Origin of the sequence: Dulcicalothrix desertica PCC 7102 (assembly GCF_003991905.1) — a bacterium.
Taxonomy (GTDB): Bacteria; Cyanobacteriota; Cyanobacteriia; order Cyanobacteriales; family Nostocaceae; genus Dulcicalothrix; species Dulcicalothrix desertica.
Genome location: NZ_RSCL01000009.1, coordinates 248306 through 273077, shown reverse-complemented (window position 1 = coordinate 273077; position 24772 = coordinate 248306). Strand labels below are relative to the sequence as shown.

General features: G+C 39.4%; 24 protein-coding genes and 1 other RNA gene. 9 read left to right on the top strand and 16 right to left on the bottom strand.

Annotated elements, in window-relative coordinates; all coding sequences use genetic code 11:
- Window positions 1–145: 145 nt before the first annotated feature.
- Together DSM106972_RS20555 and trxA are read right to left on the bottom strand one after the other, a co-directional pair.
- Window positions 146–385: an oxidoreductase gene (locus DSM106972_RS20555; protein ID WP_201800759.1), complete on the bottom strand. Its 240-nt coding sequence runs from the start codon at window positions 383–385 to the stop codon at window positions 146–148.
- 134 nt (window positions 386–519) lie between these two features.
- Window positions 520–843, bottom strand: a complete 324-nt coding sequence (gene trxA, locus DSM106972_RS20550; protein WP_019488796.1) for a thioredoxin — start codon at window positions 841–843, stop codon at window positions 520–522.
- Between the two features lie 81 nt (window positions 844–924).
- On the opposite strand from trxA, the gene DSM106972_RS20545 reads away from it, so the two are divergent.
- Window positions 925–1290 (top strand): ArsR/SmtB family transcription factor, encoded by a 366-nt coding sequence (locus DSM106972_RS20545; RefSeq protein WP_127082456.1) that lies wholly within the window; start codon window positions 925–927, stop codon window positions 1288–1290.
- 46 nt (window positions 1291–1336) lie between these two features.
- On the opposite strand, the gene DSM106972_RS20540 is transcribed toward DSM106972_RS20545, so the two are convergent.
- Window positions 1337–2185, bottom strand: a complete 849-nt coding sequence (locus DSM106972_RS20540; protein WP_127082455.1) for a helix-turn-helix domain-containing protein — start codon at window positions 2183–2185, stop codon at window positions 1337–1339.
- 225 nt (window positions 2186–2410) lie between these two features.
- Between DSM106972_RS20540 and DSM106972_RS20535 the strand changes: the two genes are divergently transcribed.
- Window positions 2411–3226, top strand: coding sequence for a hypothetical protein (locus DSM106972_RS20535; protein ID WP_127082454.1), 816 nt, complete (start codon window positions 2411–2413; stop codon window positions 3224–3226).
- A gap of 207 nt (window positions 3227–3433) precedes the next feature.
- Here the strand turns inward: DSM106972_RS20535 and DSM106972_RS20530 are convergent, their stop codons facing one another.
- Both DSM106972_RS20530 and DSM106972_RS20525 read right to left on the bottom strand, forming a co-directional pair.
- Window positions 3434–3712 (bottom strand): hypothetical protein, encoded by a 279-nt coding sequence (locus tag DSM106972_RS20530; RefSeq protein WP_201800758.1) that lies wholly within the window; start codon window positions 3710–3712, stop codon window positions 3434–3436.
- Window positions 3681–3968, bottom strand: a complete 288-nt coding sequence (locus tag DSM106972_RS20525) for a BrnT family toxin (RefSeq protein WP_127082452.1) — start codon at window positions 3966–3968, stop codon at window positions 3681–3683. Before DSM106972_RS20525 ends, DSM106972_RS20530 begins: the two co-directional genes overlap by 32 nt.
- Window positions 3969–4197: 229 nt before the next feature.
- On the opposite strand from DSM106972_RS20525, the gene bchH reads away from it, so the two are divergent.
- Window positions 4198–7857, top strand: coding sequence for a magnesium chelatase subunit H (gene bchH, locus DSM106972_RS20520; protein WP_127082451.1), 3660 nt, complete (start codon window positions 4198–4200; stop codon window positions 7855–7857).
- 117 nt (window positions 7858–7974) lie between these two features.
- On the top strand, window positions 7975–8286 hold the full coding sequence (locus tag DSM106972_RS20515) for a type II toxin-antitoxin system HicB family antitoxin (protein WP_127082554.1): 312 nt from the start codon (window positions 7975–7977) through the stop codon (window positions 8284–8286).
- Between the two features lie 45 nt (window positions 8287–8331).
- Here DSM106972_RS20515 and DSM106972_RS20510 read toward each other — a convergent pair whose 3' ends face one another.
- From DSM106972_RS20510 to DSM106972_RS20505, 3 genes are all read right to left on the bottom strand, one after another.
- Entirely contained in the window at window positions 8332–8850 is a 519-nt protein-coding gene (locus DSM106972_RS20510; RefSeq protein WP_127082450.1) for a hypothetical protein, read from the bottom strand.
- Window positions 8851–8961: 111 nt separating this feature from the next.
- Window positions 8962–9123 carry a hypothetical protein gene (locus tag DSM106972_RS51470; protein ID WP_158632855.1) on the bottom strand — a complete coding sequence of 54 codons (162 nt, stop codon included), beginning with the start codon at window positions 9121–9123 and terminating at the stop codon, window positions 8962–8964.
- Between the two features lie 88 nt (window positions 9124–9211).
- A complete protein-coding gene (locus tag DSM106972_RS20505; protein WP_127082449.1) occupies window positions 9212–9910 on the bottom strand; it encodes a RibD family protein in 699 nt (232 codons plus the stop codon).
- A gap of 233 nt (window positions 9911–10143) precedes the next feature.
- Between DSM106972_RS20505 and DSM106972_RS20500 the strand changes: the two genes are divergently transcribed.
- Window positions 10144–12195 carry a sensor histidine kinase gene (locus tag DSM106972_RS20500; protein ID WP_127082448.1) on the top strand — a complete coding sequence of 684 codons (2052 nt, stop codon included), beginning with the start codon at window positions 10144–10146 and terminating at the stop codon, window positions 12193–12195.
- A 79-nt stretch (window positions 12196–12274) separates the two neighbouring features.
- Here the strand turns inward: DSM106972_RS20500 and DSM106972_RS20495 are convergent, their stop codons facing one another.
- The 6 genes from DSM106972_RS20495 to groL form a co-directional block, all read right to left on the bottom strand.
- Window positions 12275–13291, bottom strand: a complete 1017-nt coding sequence (locus tag DSM106972_RS20495; protein WP_127082447.1) for a Gfo/Idh/MocA family protein — start codon at window positions 13289–13291, stop codon at window positions 12275–12277.
- 151 nt (window positions 13292–13442) lie between these two features.
- Entirely contained in the window at window positions 13443–14165 is a 723-nt protein-coding gene (gene rnc / locus DSM106972_RS20490; RefSeq protein ID WP_127082446.1) for a ribonuclease III, read from the bottom strand.
- 113 nt (window positions 14166–14278) lie between these two features.
- Window positions 14279–14722, bottom strand: an RNA gene (gene rnpB, locus DSM106972_RS20485) — RNase P RNA component class A.
- 51 nt (window positions 14723–14773) lie between these two features.
- A complete protein-coding gene (locus DSM106972_RS20480; RefSeq protein WP_233787434.1) occupies window positions 14774–15409 on the bottom strand; it encodes a hypothetical protein in 636 nt (211 codons plus the stop codon).
- Between the two features lie 143 nt (window positions 15410–15552).
- Window positions 15553–16722 (bottom strand): magnesium/cobalt transporter CorA, encoded by a 1170-nt coding sequence (gene corA / locus DSM106972_RS20475; protein WP_127082444.1) that lies wholly within the window; start codon window positions 16720–16722, stop codon window positions 15553–15555.
- 221 nt (window positions 16723–16943) lie between these two features.
- Window positions 16944–18623, bottom strand: coding sequence for a chaperonin GroEL (gene groL, locus DSM106972_RS20470; protein WP_127082443.1), 1680 nt, complete (start codon window positions 18621–18623; stop codon window positions 16944–16946).
- 167 nt (window positions 18624–18790) lie between these two features.
- Between groL and DSM106972_RS20465 the strand changes: the two genes are divergently transcribed.
- On the top strand, window positions 18791–19891 hold the full coding sequence (locus DSM106972_RS20465) for an MraY family glycosyltransferase (RefSeq protein ID WP_127082442.1): 1101 nt from the start codon (window positions 18791–18793) through the stop codon (window positions 19889–19891).
- Between the two features lie 98 nt (window positions 19892–19989).
- Here DSM106972_RS20465 and fabG read toward each other — a convergent pair whose 3' ends face one another.
- Window positions 19990–20754 (bottom strand): 3-oxoacyl-[acyl-carrier-protein] reductase, encoded by a 765-nt coding sequence (gene fabG, locus DSM106972_RS20460; RefSeq protein WP_127082441.1) that lies wholly within the window; start codon window positions 20752–20754, stop codon window positions 19990–19992.
- A gap of 377 nt (window positions 20755–21131) precedes the next feature.
- Here fabG and DSM106972_RS20455 point away from each other — a divergent pair, with 377 nt between their 5' ends.
- A complete protein-coding gene (locus DSM106972_RS20455) occupies window positions 21132–21719 on the top strand; it encodes a Crp/Fnr family transcriptional regulator (RefSeq protein ID WP_127082440.1) in 588 nt (195 codons plus the stop codon).
- Window positions 21720–21834: 115 nt separating this feature from the next.
- On the opposite strand, the gene DSM106972_RS20450 is transcribed toward DSM106972_RS20455, so the two are convergent.
- Window positions 21835–22611 (bottom strand): class II glutamine amidotransferase, encoded by a 777-nt coding sequence (locus DSM106972_RS20450; RefSeq protein WP_127082439.1) that lies wholly within the window; start codon window positions 22609–22611, stop codon window positions 21835–21837.
- 664 nt (window positions 22612–23275) lie between these two features.
- Between DSM106972_RS20450 and DSM106972_RS20445 the strand changes: the two genes are divergently transcribed.
- Together DSM106972_RS20445 and DSM106972_RS20440 are read left to right on the top strand one after the other, a co-directional pair.
- On the top strand, window positions 23276–24097 hold the full coding sequence (locus DSM106972_RS20445; RefSeq protein WP_127082438.1) for an SDR family NAD(P)-dependent oxidoreductase: 822 nt from the start codon (window positions 23276–23278) through the stop codon (window positions 24095–24097).
- A gap of 157 nt (window positions 24098–24254) precedes the next feature.
- Window positions 24255–24683 carry an NUDIX hydrolase gene (locus tag DSM106972_RS20440; RefSeq protein WP_127082437.1) on the top strand — a complete coding sequence of 143 codons (429 nt, stop codon included), beginning with the start codon at window positions 24255–24257 and terminating at the stop codon, window positions 24681–24683.
- Window positions 24684–24772: the final 89 nt, after the last annotated feature.

Below are 24772 nucleotides of genomic sequence, written 5' to 3'. Positions count from 1 at the left end.
ACTCGTAATAAGACATGAGAAGGAATTAATTTAGTCTCTCAAAAAAATTTATAAGAATATCTATTTGTTTATACGCAAATACTCTTCTTTTGCAACTTTCCAGAGATGTTCATAATTTTATAAATTCGTTGATGCGGTAAAGTGGTTATACATGTTCATCCGACCAAATACATGCATCAAAATGTGTGATGCGTCCACGCGGTTCAACTGCTGTTGCTTCCGCAATAATTAATCCGGCGCCACCTACAGCACGGGTGCCGAGATGTACTAAGTGCCAGTCGGTAACTAGTCCATCATCTGAACTATATTGGCACATTGGCGATACACCAATGCGGTTACGTAAAGTAATAATTTTAAGTTTATACGGGTCAAATAAGTTTGGCATAATCCCCCCTAATAGTGCTGAGTAGAAAGTGCTGAGTGCTGAGTATCGTTAGAAGTAGTGAGTACTGAGTATAGTTGAAAGTGATTACTCAGCACTCATAACTCAGCACTCATAACTCCTAACTCTTCACTTTGTTACAAATACTGTGATAAAGTTTTAGTCAAGGTTGCTTTTGGCACTGCGCCTACGACCGTATCTACTTGCCGACCCCCCTTGAAGACCATTAGTGTTGGAATACTGCGAATCCCGTAGTGGCTGGCGACCGTGGGATTTTGGTCAGTATTTAACTTCACTACTTTTACCTGTCCAGAGTACTCGGCAGCAACTTCATCTACCACGGGAGTCACCATCCGACACGGGCCGCACCAGGGTGCCCAAAAATCAACTAGCACTGGCATTGAGCTTTCTAAGACTTCTTGCTTAAATGTGGCTTCTGTCACATTTGTAACGGATGACATACTCGCCTCCCAAATATTATTTCGTTAGTTCGGTTTTATCGAATAAATAAAATATAGTCCTTTTTGTCAAATAATGCAAGTATGAGATTTCTATATCACCCAGACCAAAAAGATATGACCTTAGCAGGAGTCCTATATGCTTTAGGCGACCCTGTACGGTTAGAGATTGTTAGACAGCTAGCGGTGACTGGAGAACAGTGCTGCGCTGGCTTTGATTTTGCAATTGCAAAGTCTACTATGTCAAATCATTTTAAGATTCTTCGTGAATCTGGTGTGGTGTTGACACGCAAAGAGGGAACGCAGCACATTAACACTTTACGACGTAATGATTTAGAGGTGTTATTTCCTGGTTTGTTGGATGCTGTCTTACGTTCTGCACTTCCCTTGGAATTTACTACAACCGATAGAGAAGCGTCCAGGGAACCTGCTATTGCATCAAGCAACTAACCGCACATTTGAGAAACCGGATTTTATCAACAAAAAAATCCGGTTTCTAGGCGCCTTCGCGAAAATATTTGGGAGTGGCGCCAACAATTTTGCGAAATTGGGAAGTAAAATGGCTGGGATTAGAAAATCCAACTTGATACGCAATTTCAGCTGCTGAATATTGCGTAACTTTTAATAGTACTTTCGCTCTCTCAATTCTTCGCTGTAAAATATAGTGATGAGGAGGTTCTCCAGTTAAAGATTTAAAAGCGCGGGCAAAATGGAACTGACTCATTGGTACTAAAGAAGCAATGGTTTCGATAGATAATTCGGATGCCAGGTTATCTTCGATATAATCTTTTATTTGCTTTAATTTAAGGGCACCAATAACACCAGCTTCTTGTTTGGGGGTTTTAATTATACCTGTATAGTTTCTAAGCAAATGCAGTGAGAGCAAGTTACGTAGAGACTCTACATACAAGTTTCCTGCCAAACCGCCGTTTATTGCCTCTGATTTTAATAACTGTGCGACGTGTAAAATTGTTGCATCTGGAAAAATAACTTTATGCTCTAACTCAATATTAGTCGAAAGTCCGCTTTCGCTGGCTAGGCGCCGGAGTAAGGTAGGTTCTAAAAGTAAATTTACATACTCGCTTTCTTTGTGTCGCTGATGCCAGACAAACTCACGTTCTGAGTATAAAAATACGCTTCCCGCAGGTAAAGTTGTTGTTTGTGACTTACCTCCATCCACCGACCATGTTACCTTTTCATGAGGGGTAAACGCGACACTTATGGCATTCTTGGGCATTGCAAAATCAAATAGCCCCACTTTTTCTAGACGACCATACTCAATAACTAAATCATTCCACTCAGCTTTGTAGATACATGCCTTTGGTTCAGTGTTAGGTGGTTGCATATAAAACTTTATTTAACAAAATTTTAATAATTTTTATTATATGTCACCGCCGTAACTTCAACAACACGATTATGAACTGATGTAACAAATAAGTGATATCACCCTTGAAACAAATTCAATATTTCTGTATTGTTTAATTATTTGTGCCCATAACGTCGTTGAATACTTTGGCGCCGTTTTGTAGTACGTACAGGATAATATATAAAACGAAGCTTTATTAAAAAGATGCTAGAAAATCAAGAAAAACAGGCGCTACCAATCAAAAAGCCGAAACCAACTATAGAATCTATAGAAAAGGATTCTAACACCTCAAGTTCTGAACTATTTTTTAAGGCAGTAGGTATCATACCTGCTATTGTAGACTTCGACGAAGAGCAAAAATATGCTACTATAACAGTTAGTGGTAATAAATATCCATTATTCTACATTCCCACCAACAAAGGATTAAAGGCTTTTGACGCACTTAAAAAGTGTGTCGCAAATCAAGGTAATCGTCAACGATTAATAGTCTACCCAAAAATAACTCACTTTCCAGGACGAGACAAAGCGCATCAAATCGGATTTCAGCTTGTAGCATTTGATGCAGGAAATAATGAAGGAATGTGTAGAGAGTTGAAAGACTTTGAATTTAAATTAAGTGGAATATGGCAATTTATCCCTGTGTGTCAGGTTCCTTGTATTTCTGTCTTCAAAAACTTTACAGAAGATAGATTAGAATATGTAAAAAAATCAGATATTACCAAACGTGTTAGGTACATGAAAGCTAGTCACATACCTTTATTTTGGAGAGATTCGCTCGTACCACCATTTAGATTTAATCCCAAAATACCGAAAGAAGAACAGAAAAGACCATACTTTGTTTCTGTAATAGCAAAGTTTCTTCCTCAAAAGAATGCGTTTGGTTTTGAGTCACTTGCTCAAATGCCATTAGAAGAACCACCCAAGTTTTTTAAAGCGAGTAAGAAAATGAAAGCTGATGCACTTAAATTACGTAAAGAAGAAGTTGCATCTCAAAAAGAATCAACTCCACAAAATGTTTAACTAATCGTTTATGTTATTAATTTTAGGGTGTAGAAAAAACTAACCGCAAAGTACGCAAAGTGCGCTAAGGAAGAAATAAGAAGAAAGAACACACCAAAACTTTTGACACGGACTACTAAACTAATTAGCGTGGGATTTTTGTTCTCACGCTTCTTTGTTTGTGTACAATAGCGGCGCCTTTTCTAAAGGGCAGATTAAAAATGATAGTCAAGCTGATTGACGTGCATTCGCAGCATTTTTTTGCGCTTCCGCATAAATTGCTAATGCAGCAGCCATATGTTGTTCTGCTTCCTCACCTTTTGATTGGAACCATGCTAAAGTTTCAAAATCAATACGAATGGCAACTGTTGCCAATGATGATGAAGGCTTTTTTAACTTTGCTTTTGAGAAAAACTCATCTGTAAGAGGTGGAATATCTGATGTGTCAATATCATCGTCAGTCATTGCATCAATTCTAGACCAGTCGGTTCTTGAGGTATTGTTCATAACGTTTCCTTTCATGAGTGAGTGCTTTTCTCAAAGAGATAATGCGAATTGTTTTATCATCAGGTTCGGTGTATACAATGACTACAATGCGTCCATCCAGCAATCCAATTCCTATCCATCGATCCTCGCCATAATCGTTACGTTCATCAAGCTCAACCGCTATCGGCAACTGAAAAACTCGATAAGCATCGGCAAAATCAAAACCGTGCTTACTTATGTTAAGCTCGTTTTTCTGCTCGTCCCACTCAAAATTCATGTATAAAATTTATGAGTTAAACTCATTACATTTATAATAAGTGCAACAGTTCTATGCAAGCGCTAAGTGTGAATTGAAGGCCAGGAACATAAACTATGTCCTCAATTTAACTATATTAACACAACTTGATTTGCTTAGGAATGCTCCTGATTGACAGACTAAAATATTTGTCTGAAGAATAGGTTTAGAATGAAAGTAAATATTTGTTTATTTATCTTTACTTTTGGGCATGAAACGCATAGTTTTGATTGCTGGGTTTGAATCGTTCAACGCTGACTTATATCGTAAGGCGGCTGAAATGGCTGTTTTACGTTGTCCTGAATTAGATGTGTGTGTATATAGCGACAGGGATATAAGTAGTAAGCGAGTTGAGGTGGAAGCAGCACTCAAGAACGCCGATGTGTTTTTTGGCAGTTTATTATTTGATTATGACCAAGTGATTTGGTTACGTGAGAGAATCGCACGAATTCCCATTAGGCTTGTGTTTGAGTCCGCTTTGGAATTAATGGCGTTAACTAAAATAGGCGCCTTTTCTATAGGTGATAAGCCCAAGGGAATGCCTAAGCCTGTACAATTTATACTTGATAAATTCAGTAATGGACGCGAGGAGGATAAACTCGCAGGTTATATCAGCTTTTTAAAGATTGGTCCCAAACTGCTTAAATATATTCCTGTTCAAAAAGTCCAAGACCTTCGTAACTGGCTGATTATATATGGATATTGGAACGCAGGTGGCGCCGATAATGTCGCATCATTGTTTTGGGCACTTGGCGAAAAATATCTAAATCTTAAAGTCGGAGAAATACCCCCACCTGTCGAAACCCCTAACATCGGATTATTACATCCCGACTACCAAGGATATTTTGAATCTCCACGCGAATATCTACAATGGTACCAATCACGTAGAGACGCGATTAATCGCGTCTCTACAGTTGTTGGAATTTTGTTGTATCGTAAACACGTGATTACCAAACAACCTTATATACCTCAACTCATCCGAAAATTTGAAAATGCCGGCTTAACACCGTTACCTATATTTATAAATGGTGTCGAGGGACATGTTGCTGTGCGTGACTGGATGACAAGCGAGCATGAAACGACTCAGCGTGCGTTGGGTAATACAGAAACACCCTCACTTTCCAAAGAAGCTGTAAAGGTGGATGCAATAGTTTCTACTATAGGTTTTCCGCTTGTGGGTGGGCCTGCTGGTTCGATGGAGGCAGGTAGACAAATTGAAGTAGCAAAAAGAATTCTTAGCAGCAAAAATATTCCGTACTTTGTTGCGGCGCCTTTGTTAATTCAAGACATTCACTCTTGGACACGTCAGGGTATTGGTGGTTTACAAAGTGTGGTTTTATACGCATTGCCGGAATTAGACGGTGCCATTGATACTGTTCCTTTAGGTGGTTTAGTAGGAGAAGATATATATTTAGTACCAGAACGTGTCAATAGATTAATTGGTCGGGTTAAAAGTTGGGTTAGTTTAAGACAAAAACCCGCATCGGAACGTAAAATAGCTGTGATATTATATGGCTTTCCTCCCGGATATGGCGCCACTGGTACGGCAGCTTTGTTAAATGTGCCTCGTAGTTTGGTTAAGTTTTTGGAAGCTTTGAAAGCACAAGGTTATACAGTTGGGGATTTTCCGGAAGATGGGGAAGAGTTAATTAAGCAAGTTAAAGAAGCTGATGAGTGGTTGGAGGACGGGCAAGATGCCCATCCCACAAGAAATGTGAATATTAAAACTCTAGAAAAATGGCTTGGTTATTTACAAACTACGCGCATTGAAAAGCAGTGGCAGTCTTTGACGGGTAGTGGTATTAAAACTTATGGGGATGAGTTTCATGTTGGTGGTGTGAGTTTGGGTAATATTTGGATTGGTGTACAGCCACCTTTGGGTATTCAAGGTGACCCGATGCGGTTGATGTTTGAACGGGATATGACACCACATCCTCAATATGCTGCTTATTATAAGTGGTTACAAAATGAGTTTCAGGCTGATGCGATAGTTCATTTTGGGATGCATGGTACTGTCGAATGGTTGCCTGGTTCCCCTTTGGGTAATACTGGTTATTCTTGGTCAGATATTTTATTGGGTGATTTGCCTAATCTATATATATATGCTGCGAATAATCCTTCGGAGTCGATATTGGCGAAGCGTCGCGGTTATGGGACGTTGATATCGCATAATGTTCCTCCTTATGGACGTGCGGGGTTATATAAGGAGTTGGTTGCTTTACGAGATTTAATTGCTGAGTACCGTGAGGAACCAACGAAGAATTATGTTTTGAAGGAAGCTATTTGTAAGAAGATTGTTGATAGTGGGTTAGATGTTGATTGTCCGTTTGAGGAAGCGCGCAAGTTGGGGATTAGTTTTAGTCCTGAGAATGTCAAGATGTTTAGTGCGCGTGTGTTTGATGATTATTTGGTGGAGTTGTATGAGTATTTGCAGGTTTTAGAGAATAGGTTGTTTTCTTCGGGGTTACATGTTTTGGGTGAGGCACCGGATGATGAGAAGATGGAGTGTTATTTGGAGGCTTATTTTGACGAACCGCAAAGACGCAAAGAGCGCAAAGAGGAAGAGGGAAGCATTAGAGAGTTGTTGATGCAAACTACTGATGAGTTGACGAATCTTTTACGGGGTTTGAATGGTGAGTATATTCCGCCGGCGCCTGGTGGTGATTTGTTACGTGATGGTGCTGGGGTGTTGCCTACGGGGAGGAATATTCATGCTTTAGACCCTTATCGAATGCCTTCTCCTGCTGCTTATGAGAGGGGTCGGGAGATTGCTAGGAAAATTTTGGCGCAGCATTTACAGGATAATGGGGAGTATCCGGAGACTGTTGCTGTGATGTTATGGGGGTTGGATGCAATTAAAACTAAGGGTGAGTCGCTCGGTATTTTGTTGGAGTTGGTTGGCGCCGAACCTGTAAAAGAGGGAACGGGGAGGGTTGTACGTTATGAGTTAAAGCCTTTGGAGGAAGTTGGGCGCCCGCGTATTGATGTTTTGGCAAATTTATCGGGTATTTTCCGTGATAGCTTTGTCAATATTATTGAGTTATTGGATGATTTGTTTCAACGCGCGGCTGATGCTGATGAACCTGTTGAGAAGAATTATATTAGAAAACACGCTTTAGCATTGAAAGCACAAGGTATAGAAAATGCCTCTGCCAGATTATTTTCTAACCCAGCCGGTGATTTTGGCTCCCTCGTTAATGACCAAGTTGTTGATGGTAACTGGGAATCTGGAGACGAGCTTGCAAATACTTGGCAAAGCCGAAATGCCTTTAGTTATGGTCGAAACGATAAAGGACAAGCGCGTAAAGAGGTGCTAAATACTTTACTCAAAACTACAAGTCAAATAGTTCAAGAAATAGACTCTGTAGAATATGGCTTAACTGACATTCAGGAATATTATGCTAACACAGGCGGTTTGAAAAAAGCCGCTGAAAAGCAACGCGGTAAAAAAGTCACAGCAAGCTTTGTAGAAAGTTTCTCTAAAGATACCACACCTCGAAAATTAGATGATTTATTAAGAATGGAGTACCGCACCAAATTAGTAAACCCCAAATGGGCTGATGCTATGGCTAACCAAGGTAGCGGTGGCGCCTATGAAATATCCCAACGCATGACAGCATTAATAGGATGGGGTGGTACCGTTGACTTTACCGATAACTGGGTTTACGACCAAGCCGCAGATACATACGCACTAGATGCCGAAATGGCAGAAAAACTACGCAAATCAAACCCCGAAGCATTCCGCAACATCATCAGCAGAATGTTAGAAGCACACGGACGCGGTTTCTGGGAAGCAAGCGAAGATAAACTACAAAAGCTCCGCGAACTATATGAACTAGCCGATGAACAACTAGAAGGAGTAACACCTTAACATCTGTAGAAATATAGCCTCTTGTGGAGCAGCCTTCCCAGGCTGCCCAAAGAAGAAGAGAAATATTTAGATTATAATTTAAAGTTGTTATTATATATAATGAAATTGAAACTAATTATGCAGTATCAAGTTTTTGTTAAAAGCCATACAGAGAATAAATTTATTGCCTCTATTATTGGCATTCCTGATAGCACGGTTGAAGGTGGTACAAAAGAAGAAGCTATAGCCCTTGCCAAAGCTGCTTTAGAAAAACAATTGGCATCAGGTGAAATAATTACAATTGATGTGGGTAAAGAGTCCTCTCAGCAAGAAACAGACCCTTGGCTAAAGCACATGGGTATTTTCGCATCAGACCCAACATTTGACGATTTTTTGTCAGAAGTTGCAGCTTACCGTCAGCAAGTTTCAGAGGATGAGGTTTTTGAATGAACTGCTACGTAATGGATACAGACCACCTCAGTATAAACCTCTTGTTTAAATTGTAAGTTTTTGCGCTAATATTTTTTTGATATTGGAAGCTTCATAGTGAAAATTGATTGTCATTACGCCATAAAAAATAAAAGATAAAAGTGTCATAATTATGAATACATTTACAGGAGATTTATAACCACCCAAAGTAATTAAACAAATCAAAATAAATAACCCAGATGTTATTGAACCCTTGATGTCGTCATCTAAAAGGCGCATTTTTAGCTCTATAATGACTCCGTTAGTATTTGGTTCAGACATTATTTTACCTTGAGTTAAGAGACATACTCTTTTATGCATAAACGGCCCCTCAACTTTGAAAAAATCTTCGTTTATTAACCGTACATGGTACTTCACATCAATGGCGCCAAATAATACTGGTATTTTTTCTACAATTCCCGTTTCAGAAATATCTATGAGTATTTGTTGTAACTTTTCCAGAGAAAGAGGTATGTAAAGATTTGAAATTTTATAGGGAACTAGCCACGAAAAAAGCTTTTTACTTTTTGAAATTATTTTTTTCATTTAGTTCTTATGTTATTTTCTATTCTTCACAACGCATCTAGAACCCAAAAACCGGGTTTCTTTGCATAAGTCCTAACAATTCTAAGTATTTAATCTTGACCCGACATCGTTTTATTTACGGATAATACGAACCGTTGTTGGCTGGTAAGCGTGAATACCGATAGTTCTCAATACTGCGTAGGTTTTGAGAATCTGTAGGTTGGATGGAGCGCGAGTGCGGAACCCAACATTTCCCTGATTTTGTTGGGTTTTCCTACGGATAACTACGCTCATGCTTCCTCAACCCAACCTACGTCTAAACGTACTTTTGAGCTTAACCGACGACTCCTCTCTGTGTTCTCTGCGTCTCTGTGGTTAATAATCAAGGTTTAATGACACGGTAATGCAAAAATACTTCTTGTTCGATTGTTTTTACTTCTAACAATTCTAAGCGCGGCGCCATTTTTTCTATAAATCCGGCGCCTCCTACTACTGTTGGTGCTTTAGTACCACCTAGTATTAATGGACATACTGTCAACCATAGTTCGTCAACTAAGTTTTGTTCTAGCATTGAGGACACTAGTTGACCACCACCTAGCACAGCCAGCTTTTCGATACCAATTGTTGCGAAATATTCGAGGGCTGCAACAAGATTAATTTTTGTTTGGGAAAACTTTAAATTATCTTTAAATACTAAAATTTGCTCAAATTCGCTTCGATGGCGCCAAAAACTCGCCCCTTCGTCGGTTGTGAGCAACCAGCGACGCACTGGCTGTTTAAAAAAACGAATTTCCGGATTTATGTTTGCCTTTTCTGTAATAACTATATGAAGAGGCTGTGAATCTTTACCCGAATTTTCTCTATGTTCGAGTAAATTGGAATCGGTGACAGTCAATGTTGTGCCATACGCTCGTAAGGTATTAGCGCCAAATAACACTGCGTCGGCAATGGCAATTTGTTTTTCTAAATGTGCTTTGTCATGTTTTGACCCGAAGCGCGCAGGTGAGTGTTGGAAATCTGTTATTTTGCCATCAGCACTCATTGCAAGAACTACTGTAACGTCAGGACGAGGTGTGAGCATTTTGTCAGGCTTTAAACATCTACTTATTGCAAATTTTAGGAAAATGTCTAACACACGTAGGTGCTAGATGGGTGTATAATTTTTAGTCAGGGTAGTAACCCTACATAATTTGCTGTTCCTTTTGTCACCAATAATCAATTTATGCTTACCTCATAATCATTCCTTAATAACTTTTTTCATGGAGTTAAGATATTGTAGCTGTTGTGGTTTGCATATGCTAAGTGAGATTGCCGATGCCTAAACCGCGTCCTTCATCGTTTCGTCGTTTACTGTTTTCCAGGATTCTGCTATTGTCAGTTCCGGTTTTGTTGACCGGAGAATTTATAGTCTTCAGGAAAGCACGTCAAACTCAGCTTGAAACTGCACGACAAAATTTGACCGAAAGTGCTGACATCAAGGCTGAAAAAATTACCGATAATGTTGAAAGTCTCAAAAGTAATTTACTTACAGCAACTCAAATTGACTTTATTCAGTCTGGTAACAGCGCCGCTGTGCAAGAATTTATTAATAAACTTGAAGAAAATTTATCTAATATTGAATGTGTTCAGTTTAGCGATTTAGAAAATCATAAAGTTCTCGCAAGTACTTGCGGAGACGAACTGCTCGATGATATTAAACCAACGGAAGCATCTAGTGGTGTCAGAGCTACAATCGTTATTCCACCCAAGGTTTACATTAAATCTATCAAAAACTCTGAACGGGGAACTCAAAATAAATTACAGCTTCTACTATCGGCGCCTGTGGAAGATGATAACACGGGTATAATTAGATATACGCTCTCTATTCAAGCCGAGTTGCAACAAAAAGTCAGAAAAAAACCAGGACTATTAACAGGGTCAACCGTAGTTATTTCGGATGATGGGACAATTTTGTCACATCCTATTGAAAAACGTGTAGGTACAAATATCGCTCAACATGCTGATGCTGCAAGGTTACAGCAAATTGTTAAAAATGCTATATCAGGTAAAAAAAATAGCTTACAGTTTTTCTTTGAGAAGCAAGGTGAAGAATTACTCGCAGGTTACACTGCAATTAAAAATCCTATTTCAGATGTCCCTGGTCAAAAATGGATTATTTTGGACGTTACCACTTTAGATAACGCTTTGTACGGTTTAATAGAACTTAAGGTTATTTTATTTATTTTAACATTAGGTTTAGTCGGCGCCTGTCTAGTAGCATCATTATGTTTAGCACGCTATTTAGCACGTCCAGTAGAAAAACTTTGTGATTATGCGTTAAATATCAATTCGAGTTCGCAGTCATTGCGTGTTCCCCGTTTTCAAATTCGTGAGTTCAACCAGCTATCTTTGGCAATTGACCACATGGTCGAACGATTAAGAAGTTGGGGAGAAGAACTTGAAATTGCTTGGCAAGACTCAAAAACAGCTAACCAAGTCAAAAGTCAGTTCATAGCAACAGCTTCACACGAATTAAGAAACCCTCTCAATACAATTATGACCTGCGTTAAATTGGTACGCGATAATTCGTGCGATAGTAGAGAAGAAGAACTCGAATATCTCAAAATTGCTGACGATACAGCAATTCATCTACTCGAAATAATCAACGATTTGCTTGATATTTCCAAAATAGAAGCAGGAAAACTATCGGTATTTATAGAGAAGATAGATTTACGTGACACATTAAAAGAAGTTATTAACTTACAGTCAGTCAACATTCAGCAAAAAGGGTTAAAGTTAAATATTCCAGAATTAGAAAATTCTATACCTGTGAATGCAGACCCTATCAAATTAAAGCAGGTTTTGATAAATATAATTAGTAATGCTACAAAATTTACAGAAGAAGGAAGTATTACAATTCTTGCTGAAATTATCTCTCAAGATGAATTGACAAGTAATCAATCACATGTGGTAATTAGTGTTATAGATACGGGCATTGGTATAGAACCAGACCAACAGCATAAATTATTCCGTCCCTTTGTAATGGTAGAAGGCGCCAAAAATCGTAAACTTGGTGGTACGGGGTTAGGACTAGCAATATCTCGCAACTTAATCGAAATGATGGCAGGTACAATTTCTCTAGAAAGTGCAGGTATCAATAAAGGCACTACTATCAAAATTACCTTACCCTTAATTAATGCCACTAATACTACAACAGAAAATATACCGCCAATAGTAATAACTGAAGTGTCAGCTATTAAACATCTAGTAGCTCAACCTTCAACACGTGAAGAAACAAGCATAGCTAATACAATTGAAAAATCAAGCTTTAACTTGTTAAACCGAAAATTAAAAACCAGCCATAACCACAAAACCAAAAGTAAATAGACATAAATAGTGTGAATGAACTAATATGATTTATAGACGGGCAAGGATGCCCGTTCCACAAGAATAATTGTAATAAAATTTAATAATCTAAATTAATTGGTATTCCTCCAGAATGGAGTGATTTTGTGAGGATAGTTAAAATTTGTACTAGTTCGGCGCCTCTGAATGCATCGGAGATAGTAGGGTAAGTGTTAGTTTGTATACATTGTAGGAAATGGCTGCAAACTTTTTGTAATGGTTCTGCTTTTTCGAGTTCTAATATCTGTTGATTTTGGTTGACTGGAATATATACATTTCCCTGTACTTCAAATTCTCCGTTTATTAAGGTTAACGGTGCCTGTGACATTTCGTCAAATATTAAGCTACCTTTACTACCGACAATACCAAGGCGCCTTTGTTTATCATTATTTAACCAGCATAGATGAATATGCGCGGTAAAGCCACTTTTGTAAGTCAATGTTGCCCAAACTAAATCAGCTAGGTTAGATTTTTGTTGTAGCCATACTGTACCAGTTGCTTGTGCTTTAACTGGGACTTCTCCTAACCAAGTATTAAAAATAGCAATATCGTGAATTGCCAAATCCCAAAGTGCATCAACGTCTTGCCGCACTGGTCCTAAGTGAGTACGAGTTGCGTAACCGTAGCGCAAATCACCAATACTTCCCGACTCAATAACACTTTTACCACGTTCAACAGCGGGATGAAACAAATAAGTATGGTCAACCATCAATATTCGTTGCTGCGCTAATGCTAACTCATATAGTTCACGACATTCCGAAGCTAAGAGCGTCAAAGGTTTCTCTGCTAGTACATGCAGGCGCCATTTTAAAGCATCTGCAATTAAAGAATAATGAGTGACTGCCGGAGTTGCTACTACTACTGCTTCGAGTTCATTAATATGTTGCAATGTTTGAGCATCAGTAGTTAGTACAATATCATTGCCCAAATTATACTGATATTTAACCGCTTCTAAGCGTTCTGGGTTGGGGTCTACGACTGCTTTTAAATTAGCTTGCGGATGCTCTAACAAAATCCTCAGCCAATGAACTCCCCAACGTCCAACCCCAATAACCGCAGTATTAATTTTATTTAACATAGCTTGATATTTTAGTTTTCATAACAATAAGTTAGTGTTATATTATACATTCACATTTAAATACAAGCCACTACTACTCCATGTCAAAAGTTTTGGAAAGTACTAAGAAAACAGCTATTACATCCGTTACATCCGTTACATCCGTTGCAAATTAGGCATTTTTCTGTTCCGAATCTAAAGCAAAAAAAGCTACTTTAGCGGCAGCTTGTTCGGCTGCTTTTATCGAGCGTCCTTTACCTTGACCAAGTTTTTTATCGTGCAACCAAACTTCGGCGCTAAAACGGTCTTCGTTGTGCTGCGCGTTGGTAATTTCTACGACTCGATACTCAGGCAAAACCTTAAATTGTGCTTGCGTCCATTCTTGAAGTGCTGCTTTGTAATTTAGACGTGCAGGGTCTTGACGTATTTGATTGGTAAGTTCTTTAAAATGTGAGTCTAACCAAGGTCGAATTAACTCTAAATTGTTTGTACTCAAGTATAAGGCGCCAAGAACAGCTTCAAAAGAATCTGCTAAACGTGACTCTTGACCAATTTTATCGGTTGTAGCGCTGCCAGCAACGAGTAAATATAACTCTAAACCATAAAAACGTGCGAGTTGAGCAAGAATACGGTCACTGACTAATACCGAACGAATTGCCGCAAAATCACCAACACGACATTCAGGATAACTCTCCCAAAGTACTACAGCTGCTGCCAAACGCACTACCGCATCACCGACAAATTCTAATTGCTCATAATTTGCTGACTCTGAAGCTGTTGGGTGAGTCAATGCCATATCGAGCAAATTCCATTTAATAGGTGCATCTATCGATAAACCTAATTTTTTAACTAAGTTTTCAAGTTGTCGTTGACGGCGTGGGTAAGCTATGGACATGTTGATTTTAGATTTTGGATTGCGCGATTTTAGATTTTATATTTTGCATTTTCGCTCTTAGGACTGATGATAAAGCCGAATCTAAAATCCAAAATTTAAAATCTAAAATTTTAAGAGAGAGTCGGACATAAGCCGGGTTCTGTTATCTAATAAGAAACACTACGTATAGCATCTCTATATTAAACGGCAGTTATCTATCTGGGACATTTGTTACCAAACGCCTCAAGCGGCTCATTTAACGGAACTGGTAAAAGACCAACCGTAGTTCCATTACCTTGCTTCCAACCGGGGTTTACCGAGCCAGCACCTCTCGATGCTGCTGGTGCGCTCTTACCGCACCTTTGCACCCTTACCAAGATTTTAGATTTTAGATTTACGATTTTAGATTAAATCCAAAATCCACAATCCAAAATCCAAAATCGATTGGCGGTATCTTTCTGTGGCACTATCCTCACGCTCGCGCGCACTGGGAGTTATCCAGCAAGTCTGGTCTTTCGGAAGCCCGGACTTTCCTCAGACTCTTTATAAAAAGAATCTGCAACCGCCTCGCCTACTCTCTCAATATATTAGTGTAGTCTTGTTTTCTGTATTTACCATTAATATTTGTTTTATCTTTTCTTATTCCAAGGCAGCGCGTAAGTCCAGGGTAGTTTACGGATGGTAAAGGGACAGTTTACTATACACATTGGTGGTTTATTTGACCCAGGTTGCAAACCTACACGTACTTCTGATATGCGGAGTACTAATTGTAACGAGAATTCTAAGGTTGTTTCCTCGTTCATGAATTTTTTGAACAATATTCGGTTGGCTTTTACCGGATTTTTTTCTAAACTCGCTATATCAACAATAGGCTTGGTCGCTGCGTAAACTCCTGTATCTTTATCACGCGTAAAAGCGTTTTCTGACGTAATGGACATTGTTAGCGTTTTTTCTGGCGCCACTAAACTCGGTGTTTGGGGCACTCCTAAGTCGCGCGTGATATCTGGAGATTTACGAATCACTCGCATTGATTGTTTACTATGCTTGATTACTATCGTACAATTATCCCAGTCTACATATACAGCAAGATTTTTTGATTTGTTCTCAACAAACATTAATAATTCTTTTAATTCACTCAGTTCATAAGTTGCCGCAAGTTTGAACGAAATTCCAACGTCATCCGCTATTTCTTGCTCTTTTAGTTGCTCATCAACGACTGCTTTTTGAAGCGTAAAGTTTATTTTGTCGGCGATAGATTCAATCATACGATTGATTGTATATGCTATCCCAATTATATAGAACGTAAGTACCAGTAAATTATTATCTTGCATAAGGTTTTAACTTTAACTCCCACCGCGTCACAAAAAGATAACTAAAAGAATAATAAGCGTATATTTTTGGCGCCTTGTCAAGGGTTATCATCCTTTAAGGAAGAAGCATTATCAAGCCATCCCCGCCGTTTGAATATCAATAGCAGCCCGATAGCGATGGCGCCCATTGAGCCAAGACAAAGAGGATACCCCCAGTACCAATTTAATTCGGGCATATTCAGTGGTGATTTTTCGGTGTTAAAGTTCATCCCATAAATGCCCGCAATAAAAGTTAAAGGAATAAAAATCGAGGACATCACGGTCAAAAATTTCATGATTTCGTTCATTTTATTACTTACTGCCGACAAGTATACATCCATCAACCCAGATGAGAGTTCCCGGTAAGTTTCGACCATATCTATTACTTGGATAGAGTGGTCGTAACAATCGCGTAAATATAGCCGAACTTCATCGCTGATTAAATTACCACTGTCTCGAATTAAACTATTAATGACATCGCGTTGGGGCCATATGGCACGTCGCAACTTTAAAAGCTGGCGCCGAATCTTATAGATTTTTCGCAAAGTCTGAGGAGTTGGTTTGATAATTACTTCTTGCTCTAGATCTTCGATTTTTTCTCCATATCGCTCTAAAACTGGGAAAAACCCGTCAACTATAGAATCTAGGAGCGCATAAGCTAAATAATCGGCACCGTGTTTGCGAATTATACCTCGATTGTGCTTTATTCGGTGTCGAACTGCTTCAAAACAGTCGCGTGTAGGTTCTTCTTGAATAGTCAATAAATAATATTTACCCAAAACGAAGCTGACTTGCTCGCTATAAAATCCTGAACCCTTGGGTTTTGGCATTACCATCCGCGCAATAATCACAAGCTGGTCTTCATAATCTTCAGTTTTAGGACGCTCTGCCATATTGACAACATCTTCTAAAACCAAACTATTTAGCTCAAACACACGACCTAATTCTTCAATCACTTCAGGACTACCTAATCCTTGTACATCAACCCAAGATACAGATTGAGTATCTAGAAACTCTCCGCACTGCTGAGGAGTGATATCTTTTTTGTTTATCAAATATGTTTCGTTGTAATCAACTAGACGAATTTGAGTTTTCACAGCATCCTCTTGTATGTTGATTTGTCCTGGAATTTCTCCTGGCTGATGATAAAAATCTTGTATATCGTCTTCTTCTTCTTGATGTTGCATTCTCGTAAGCTTTTGCAATGATTTACGTAAATTTAGCTTCATATTTTTTTACATTCTAGGCTAGCTTTTGAGAAACCTGTTTTCTTCAAGAAACCTGGGTTCTTAGTCAATATAAATTTACATTACATTACAATTGAGGTTAAAAAGCCATAAAAAAGCAGCTTGTCTTAGATTAAAACAAACTGCTTTGAAGATTCTAATATTGGTTAGACTGAATTAGGTCAGCCATTGGTAAAACTTATGTGTTCCGTACGGCAATGAAATTACATCATACCCATGCCGCCCATACCACCCATACCCATGCCGCCCATGCCGCCCATGCCGCCCATGCCGCCCATGCCACCCATATCGGGAGCAGCAGCTTTCTTCTCAGGCTTTTCAACGACAATTGCTTCGGTTGTTAATACCATACCCGCAATTGAGGAGGCGTTTTGCAGTGCGGACCGTACAACTTTCGCTGGGTCAATAATACCAGCCGCGATTAAATCTTGGAATTCGTTTGTTGCGGCGTTGTAACCGATGTTGAATTCAGATTCGCGAACGCGAGCGACGATAACCGAACCTTCAACACCTGCGTTATCAGCCATTTGGCGTAAAGGCGCCTCTAATGAACGGGCCACGATGTCGGCGCCGATTTTTTCTTCATCACGAAGACTGTTTTTAATGGCTTCAACTTGTTTCGATAAATAAATTAAAGTTGTACCACCACCAGGCACAATACCTTCTTCAACTGCTGCTTTTGTCGCGTTTAAAGCATCTTCTATACGTAGCTTACGGTCTTTTAATTCGGTTTCGGTAGCGGCGCCAACTTTGATTACCGCAACACCACCAGCTAATTTAGCGATACGCTCTTGTAGCTTCTCTTTATCGTAGTCAGAGTCAGTTTCTTCAAGCTGTCTACGAATTTGACTAATGCGCTTTTGAACGTCGTCGCCATTTTCACCAGCAGCAACAATGGTGGTGCTTTCTTTATCGATGGTAATTTTACGTGCGGTGCCAAGCATTTCTAAGGTCGCGGTGTCCAAACTCAAGCCGATATCTTCGGAAATCATTTGTCCTTTGGTCAAAACCGCAATATCTTCTAACATGGCTTTGCGACGTTCGCCAAAACCAGGCGCCTTAATCGCACAAACAGATAGCACACCTCTAGCTTTGTTAACAACTAAAGTCGCTAACGCTTCACCTTCAATGTCTTCAGCAATAACCAATAAAGGTTGACCACTGCGCGCTACTTTTTCTAGGACAGGTACTAAATCTTGAATGCTGCCAATTTTTTTATCGGTAATCAGGATACGAGCATTTTCATACTCCACCGTCATCCGGTCATTATTAGTAATAAAGTAAGGAGAAATATAACCACGGTCGATTTGCATCCCCTCAACTACTTCGAGTTCAGTATTAAGAGACTTTGACTCTTCCACGGTTATTACACCGTCTTTTGTCACCTTCTCCATTGCTTCGGCTAACATGGCGCCAACTTCTTCATCATTACCAGAAGAAACAGTCGCAACTTGGGCGATAGCACTACCTTCAACTGGTTTGGCAACTTTAGCTATTTCTTTAACTAATGCTTCTACAGTTTTGTCAATACCTCGTTTGATAGACATTGGGTTACTACCAGCAGCAACGTTGCGTAAACCCTCTTTAACCATTGCCTGCGCTAGGACTGTAGCAGTTGTAGTGCCATCACCAGCAATATCCTTAGTTTTTGAGGCAACTTCTTGTATTAGACGGGCGCCAGTATTTTCTAACGGGTCTTCCAACTCAATATCTTTAGCGACAGTAATACCATCGTTGACAATCTGTGGAGCTCCATACTTTTTCTCTAAAAGTACGTTGCGTCCTCTGGGTCCCAATGTGATTTTCACAGCATCAGCCAGAGCATTGATACCACGCTCTAACGCTCGTCTCGATTCGTCGTTAAATGCTACAATCTTCGCCATATTGTACTTGTTAAATCCTTACGTTTAACAATTTAGCACTCAACGCTCACGAGTGCTAAGGAGTGAAAACCGTATTTATCTAAGAAATAGATACAGATAAATTCAAAAAAAATGATTAATATACAGTTGTCCGTAGAGTTCATTAATATTATTTACTGAGTCGGGAGATGAATATAAACGGGTTTCTTCAGTCTCTCGGAATAGCCGACCCTGGCGGTTCCGGCTGGTTGGCAGTGGTGTTTACCTTTATGCTGGCTTGGATTGTAACATGGCGATTTATTCCCACTGTTCGGAAATTTGCCCTACGTGTGGGATGGGCCGACCAACCCAACGCGCGGCGCCTCAACCGAGAACCATTACCAAACGCAGGAGGTTTGGCGATATACACAGGTGTAATAGCAGCGCTGGTACTAGCAAGCTTACTGCGACCAATTGAGGTTCAAAATGTATTAATACAGGTTTTAACAATCTTGTTAGGAGGTTCAATCCTAGTCTTAATTGGTTTTATTGATGACCAGTTTGGCTTACCATCGTCCGTGCGAATGTTAGTGCAAGTACTAACGGCACTATTACTCGTAGCTAACGGTATTACTATTCAAATAGCAATTGGCACTCCAATAGACTCAACCCTGTCGATTTTAGTTACCGTACTCTGGGTGGTAGGAATTACCAATGCCATTAATTTAATGGATGGTATGGATGGGCTAGTTGGAGGAATTGGATTTATTACAGCGATGAGTTTGCTTGCAGTGAGCGCCCAAATTCCTAACCGTGCTGCGGCAACATTAGTTTTAGCAGCTTTAGGGGGAGCCGCGCTAGGCTTTTTGCGGCATAACTTTCATCCATCGCGAATAATTATGGGGGATGCAGGTGCCTATTTTTTTGGTTATGTTTTAGCAGCAACAGCAATATTAGGAAAACTTCAAGCTTCTACTATTTTTGCACTGGTGCCTCCAGTCTTATTTTTGCTACTACCTGTACTTGATACAACTCAAGTAATAGTTAGGCGCCTAATGGCAGGTAAAAACCCAATGAACACTCCGGGTAAAGACCACTTGCACCATCGACTACTAGCATGGGGTTTATCGCAGCGTCATGCAGCTTTTACATTATGGTCTATTGCCTTATTCTCAAACTTATTAGCAATGCACTTTCAGCGCTTAAATTTAATGCAAATAGCTGCAACTGTAAGTAGTATAATAGTATTGTTAGCCTTTACCGTATGGCAACGCATCCGAGCCGCAAAAATGCCAATCATTAAAGAGTAGCGAGTGCTGAGTGCGCTCGTGCTGAGTATAATTAAGAGTCAGTAATTCAGAGTTAGAAATTAAAACTCAGCACGAGCGCACTTTCTACTCAGCACTCTTTAAGCCATCACCATTCCGCCATCGACGTTAAATACTTGTCCGGTAATGTAGGCGCCTGCGGGGTCAGATGCTAAAAAACGCACCATACCGGCTATTTCTTCAGGTTTACCAAAGCGTGCGAGTGGGATAAATTTGAGTATTTCTTCTGTGTTGCTGAGTTTGTCGGTCATATCAGTAGCAATAAAACCAGGCGCCACAGCATTAACTGTAATGCCACGTGATGCTAGTTCCTTTGCGACTGTTTTTGTAAAGCCAATTACACCAGCTTTGGCAGCACTATAATTTGCTTGTCCAGGATTACCCATTTGTCCTGCTACAGAGGTAATATTTACAATTCTCCCTGAACGCTGCTTGAGCATGATTTTACTGGCTGCGCGTGTACAGTAAAACACACCTGTTAAATTCAGGTCTATCACAGCTTGCCAATCTTCAGGCTTCATTCGCAGTAGTAATGTGTCGCGCGTAATGCCCGCATTATTAACTAAAATATCAACGCGCCCAAATTTTTCCATAACGGCATTAAATAGCGCATCCACTTCTGATACTGAAGAAACATCAGCTTTTATCGCAATTGCAGTTCCACCAACATTGGTAATTATATCAACTACTGCATCAGCAGCACTATTGGATGCGGCATAGTTCACCACTACACTTGCTCCAAACTTCGCCAACTCAATTGCACTCGCACGCCCAATACCTCTAGAAGCACCTGTAATAATTGCAACTTGTCCACGTAGAATTTGCAGGTTTTCTGGCAATTCCATCCTTTGTTCCTCCCGATTTTATTCTCATAGCGCGCTTGCATCAATCTTACAGGTTAAGGGGAATAAACAAGGAACCATAATTAAATATCTATGAAGGAAAATTATATATCGACTAAAAATCTATTTTATAAACTAGCCTTATGCATCTCTTAAATTTATACAGAGTATTTAAAACACAATTAAAAAATAAATTGTATTTTGTTGATTTATTGGTATATTTATTACCAGCACCACTTCTGTATAAACGTCAACTTAACAGTTTGTAACAATGTGTTTTGTATAATAAAATACATTTGTCTTTATGTTAAAAAATGTTAAGGAGGAATTATTAAGAATTGGTAATTAGTTGTTCCTATTAAAGACCTGGCTATAAATTTATGACTCCTTTGTACCAAGTTAGTGATTCTCCTGCGGTTGTCAGTAAGAAGTATTTTTCGCGCCGCGAGTTAATGCCTTCGCAAAATAGTAGCGTCTGGCAAATTCAAAGTGGTTCTGTACGAACTATGACTTATTTAGATGATGGTACAATTGTAACTTTGGGAATTTGGGGTGCAGGAGATATTGTTGGCAGTGCCTTATCGACTATAGAGCCACACATTATAGAATGTTTGAGTGCGGTCGAAGCTGTAGCGCTACCTTTAGACCGTCAAAACAAGATGGTGGAAGCATTAGCAGCACACGTTGAGCAAGCAGAAGAATTGATGGTAATTCGTAGCTACCGAACAGTAGATTCGATGTTACTAAAATTATTAGGATGGCTGGCTAAAAGGTTCGGGCGCACTGTTGATAATGGACAGTTGATTGATTTACGTCTTACGAATCAAGATGTAGCGGAAATACTTTGCTCTACTCGCGTTACAGTGTCGCGTGTTCTGACGCAGTTTGAAGACCAAGGTATAATACAGCGACTTCCTTTACATCGTATTGTTTTGTGTAACCAAGAAACTTTGCGTCGTGCTGGTTAATATCGTTAATTGCATGTGAAGTTCAGATGTCGGCGACGAAAGTGTTAACCAACTCAAATATCTACTTTAAAATGTGTCCTTTCGGAGGCACGTAGGGTGGGCACTGCCCACCTTACTATTTGGATATAATATAAGGATTTCCATCTCGAAACGCTAATAGTTGACCTGGTTGAATTTGTGTCCAAACTTCATTATCAGTCAGAGGTGTAGTGGCTATTACAGCTACTCGGTCATCTGGTGTAGTAAGTTCATTAAAATCTACTGTTATATCCTCGTCGATAAGATGAGCGCCAGCAAACGGCGCCTGACGTACTATATAACAAAGCTTAGTTGAACAATGAGCGAAAAAGTAATCACCGTCAGATAGTAAGTAATTAAAGATACCTTTTTTTGCTATATTTAATGTAATATCCTCAAGTACTGAATATAATTTTTCAATTGGTGGTCTGCCTTCTGGAAAAGCTTTGCGTAAAGTTTCGAGAATCAAACAAAACGCTTTTTCACTGTCAGTATTACCAACAGCAATGTAAAAACTAGAACTATTGACCTCAAATCCTGGCAAATCACCATTGTGGGCAAATACCCAATATCTTCCCCAAAGTTCACGTCGAAAGGGATGACAATTTTCGAGGTTAATTTCACCTTGGGTAGCTTTACGGATATGAGCAATGACATGGGTTGAGTGGATAGGGTAACTTCTTACTAGTTCCGCAATCGGTGATGCCACAGATGATTTGGCATCAAGAAAAATTCGACACCCTTTACCTTCAAAAAACGCAATACCCCAACCATCTTTATGGTCATCTGTTTTGCCGCCCCTTGCACAAAACCCCTCAAACGAGAAGCAAATATCTGTCGGGACATTACAATTCATTCCCAGCAACTGGCACATGGTCATTAGGCCTAATTTTGAGTCATCTTCATTTGCTATAGAATACTTTACTATTTCAACGTTGTTTAGTTCTTACCTCACAGAAACCCCAGAAACCGCGTTTCTTTATCGATGACCTCTAATATAAATAAGATTTTACTTAGAAACCCGGTTTCTTCTTGCGATTTTTGCATTTACTTGATTCAAAATAATTTTAATCGAGTTAAGTATTTTTAATATAAAGTATTCAAACTCCCGGTAAAAGTCTGAGATTTATGAGGATAATATATTGAAATGTAACAATCACTCGTTTCTGATTAAGAATTGTTGCAGGTGAATGATCCCGTTGCTAGCGTATGCGAGTAAGGCAAATTTTTACTAAGTCTTTATATTTACCCTAGGAGGACGCTGGAATTCATGTAAGGTATTTCTGAAGAATGCAACTATAAGCTAATTCTGGAGAATATAGGATTATGCGACTGATGCTAATGTTTTAGATGTTTACATGCGCGCAACTGTTTTCGGAATTTACGCTTCGTTTCCTATACTCGTTACTCGTTGAGAGATGATGTAGTTCCACTCGTAATGAGGGAATATTTGCCTGAAATTTTCACTTTTTATGTCGCCACTACAGCAACAACATGACATAGAAGACACGAATATTAAATAATTGGAGTGAAGTGAAATGAATATTCAAGGAAAAACTGTCCTAGTGACAGGCGCCTCTCGTGGTATTGGGCGTGCTATCGCGATTGAATTTGCACAACAGCAAGTCAAAAGATTGATACTGGTGGCTCGAAATCATCAGCGATTAAGTGAGGTTGCCTGTGAAGTGAAGAAGTATGGTGTCGATGTCATACTGCTACCTTTGGATTTAACTCAATTGGTCGAAGTGGATATTGCAATTGCTCGGACTTGGAAAGATTACGGTCCCATTCATATGCTCATTAATTGTGCTGGAGTTGCACACCAAACTCCTTTCTTAGAGTCCAAACTTAAGAGCGTGCAATCTGAACTACAAACTAATTTAATCAGCATGTACGCAATTACCCGATTAATTGCTCGACGTATGGTGACACAGCGTCAAGGAGTTATCGTCAACGTCTCTAGTTTGATGGGTAAAGTTGCTGCTCCTACAATGGCAACTTATTCTGCCACCAAATTCGCAATCGTTGGATTTACTCAAGCACTGCGTTGTGAACTTGCTGTACACAACATCAAAGTCTTGGCACTGTTACCATCACTCACTGATACAGATATGGTGCGTGACTTTACATTATTTCGCTGGGTGGCGCCTGTTTCACCTCAGCAGGTAGCGAAAACGCTTGTAATTGGATTAAAGCAAGAATCTACTACGGAAATACTTGTGGGATGGCAAAGTCATTTGGCGGTCTTATGTAACCGTATTGCCCCTTTTGTAATGGAAAAGATTATTTCCCTTGCTGCTCCTTTATCTCGACAATCTAAGTACTATTTGAAGTTAAAGGAGGCTAAGGCGGATATTTAAAGAGTTTTTCTAAAGTACTAGAAACTGGGTTTTCGCAGAAACCCGGTTTATTTGTATAGAAACAAAATAAATACCATAAATATATGATGGTAAATTGCGACTTTATGATTCAAAATTGTACAGGAAACCAAAAAAGGTAATATTGTACGAAACAGAAATGGCACAGAAGACAAAAAAAGTATTACAACAATCAGGAGTAATTCCATACCGCGTTCAGAATGGAGCTACTGAGGTCTTATTGATCACAACTCGAAATCAACAAAATTGGGTTGTTCCGAAAGGAGGTGTGGTCAATGGCATGAGCGCTCCTGACTCTGCGGCAAAAGAAGCCTGGGAAGAAGCTGGAGTTATTGGGCAAGTAAACCCAAATCAAATTGGCACTTATGAATATCAAAAAAATGGCAAAACTTATACCGTTCAAATGTACTTATTGCCCGTTGAAGTAGAAAGCGATAAATACCCAGAAGTTGGGCAACGTGTTAGACGATGGGTCAATGTTAACGAAGCAGTACGGCAAGTCAAGAAATCATCACTTAAGCGTATCCTGAAAAAATTTGTCTCGCAGGCACCTAGCAACGGATTATAAACGGATGTAACGGATAGTTAATTTTACATAATACATCCGTTGCATTCGTTTGAAGAATAAACTAAAAACTCTTATCGGTGGAATGATGC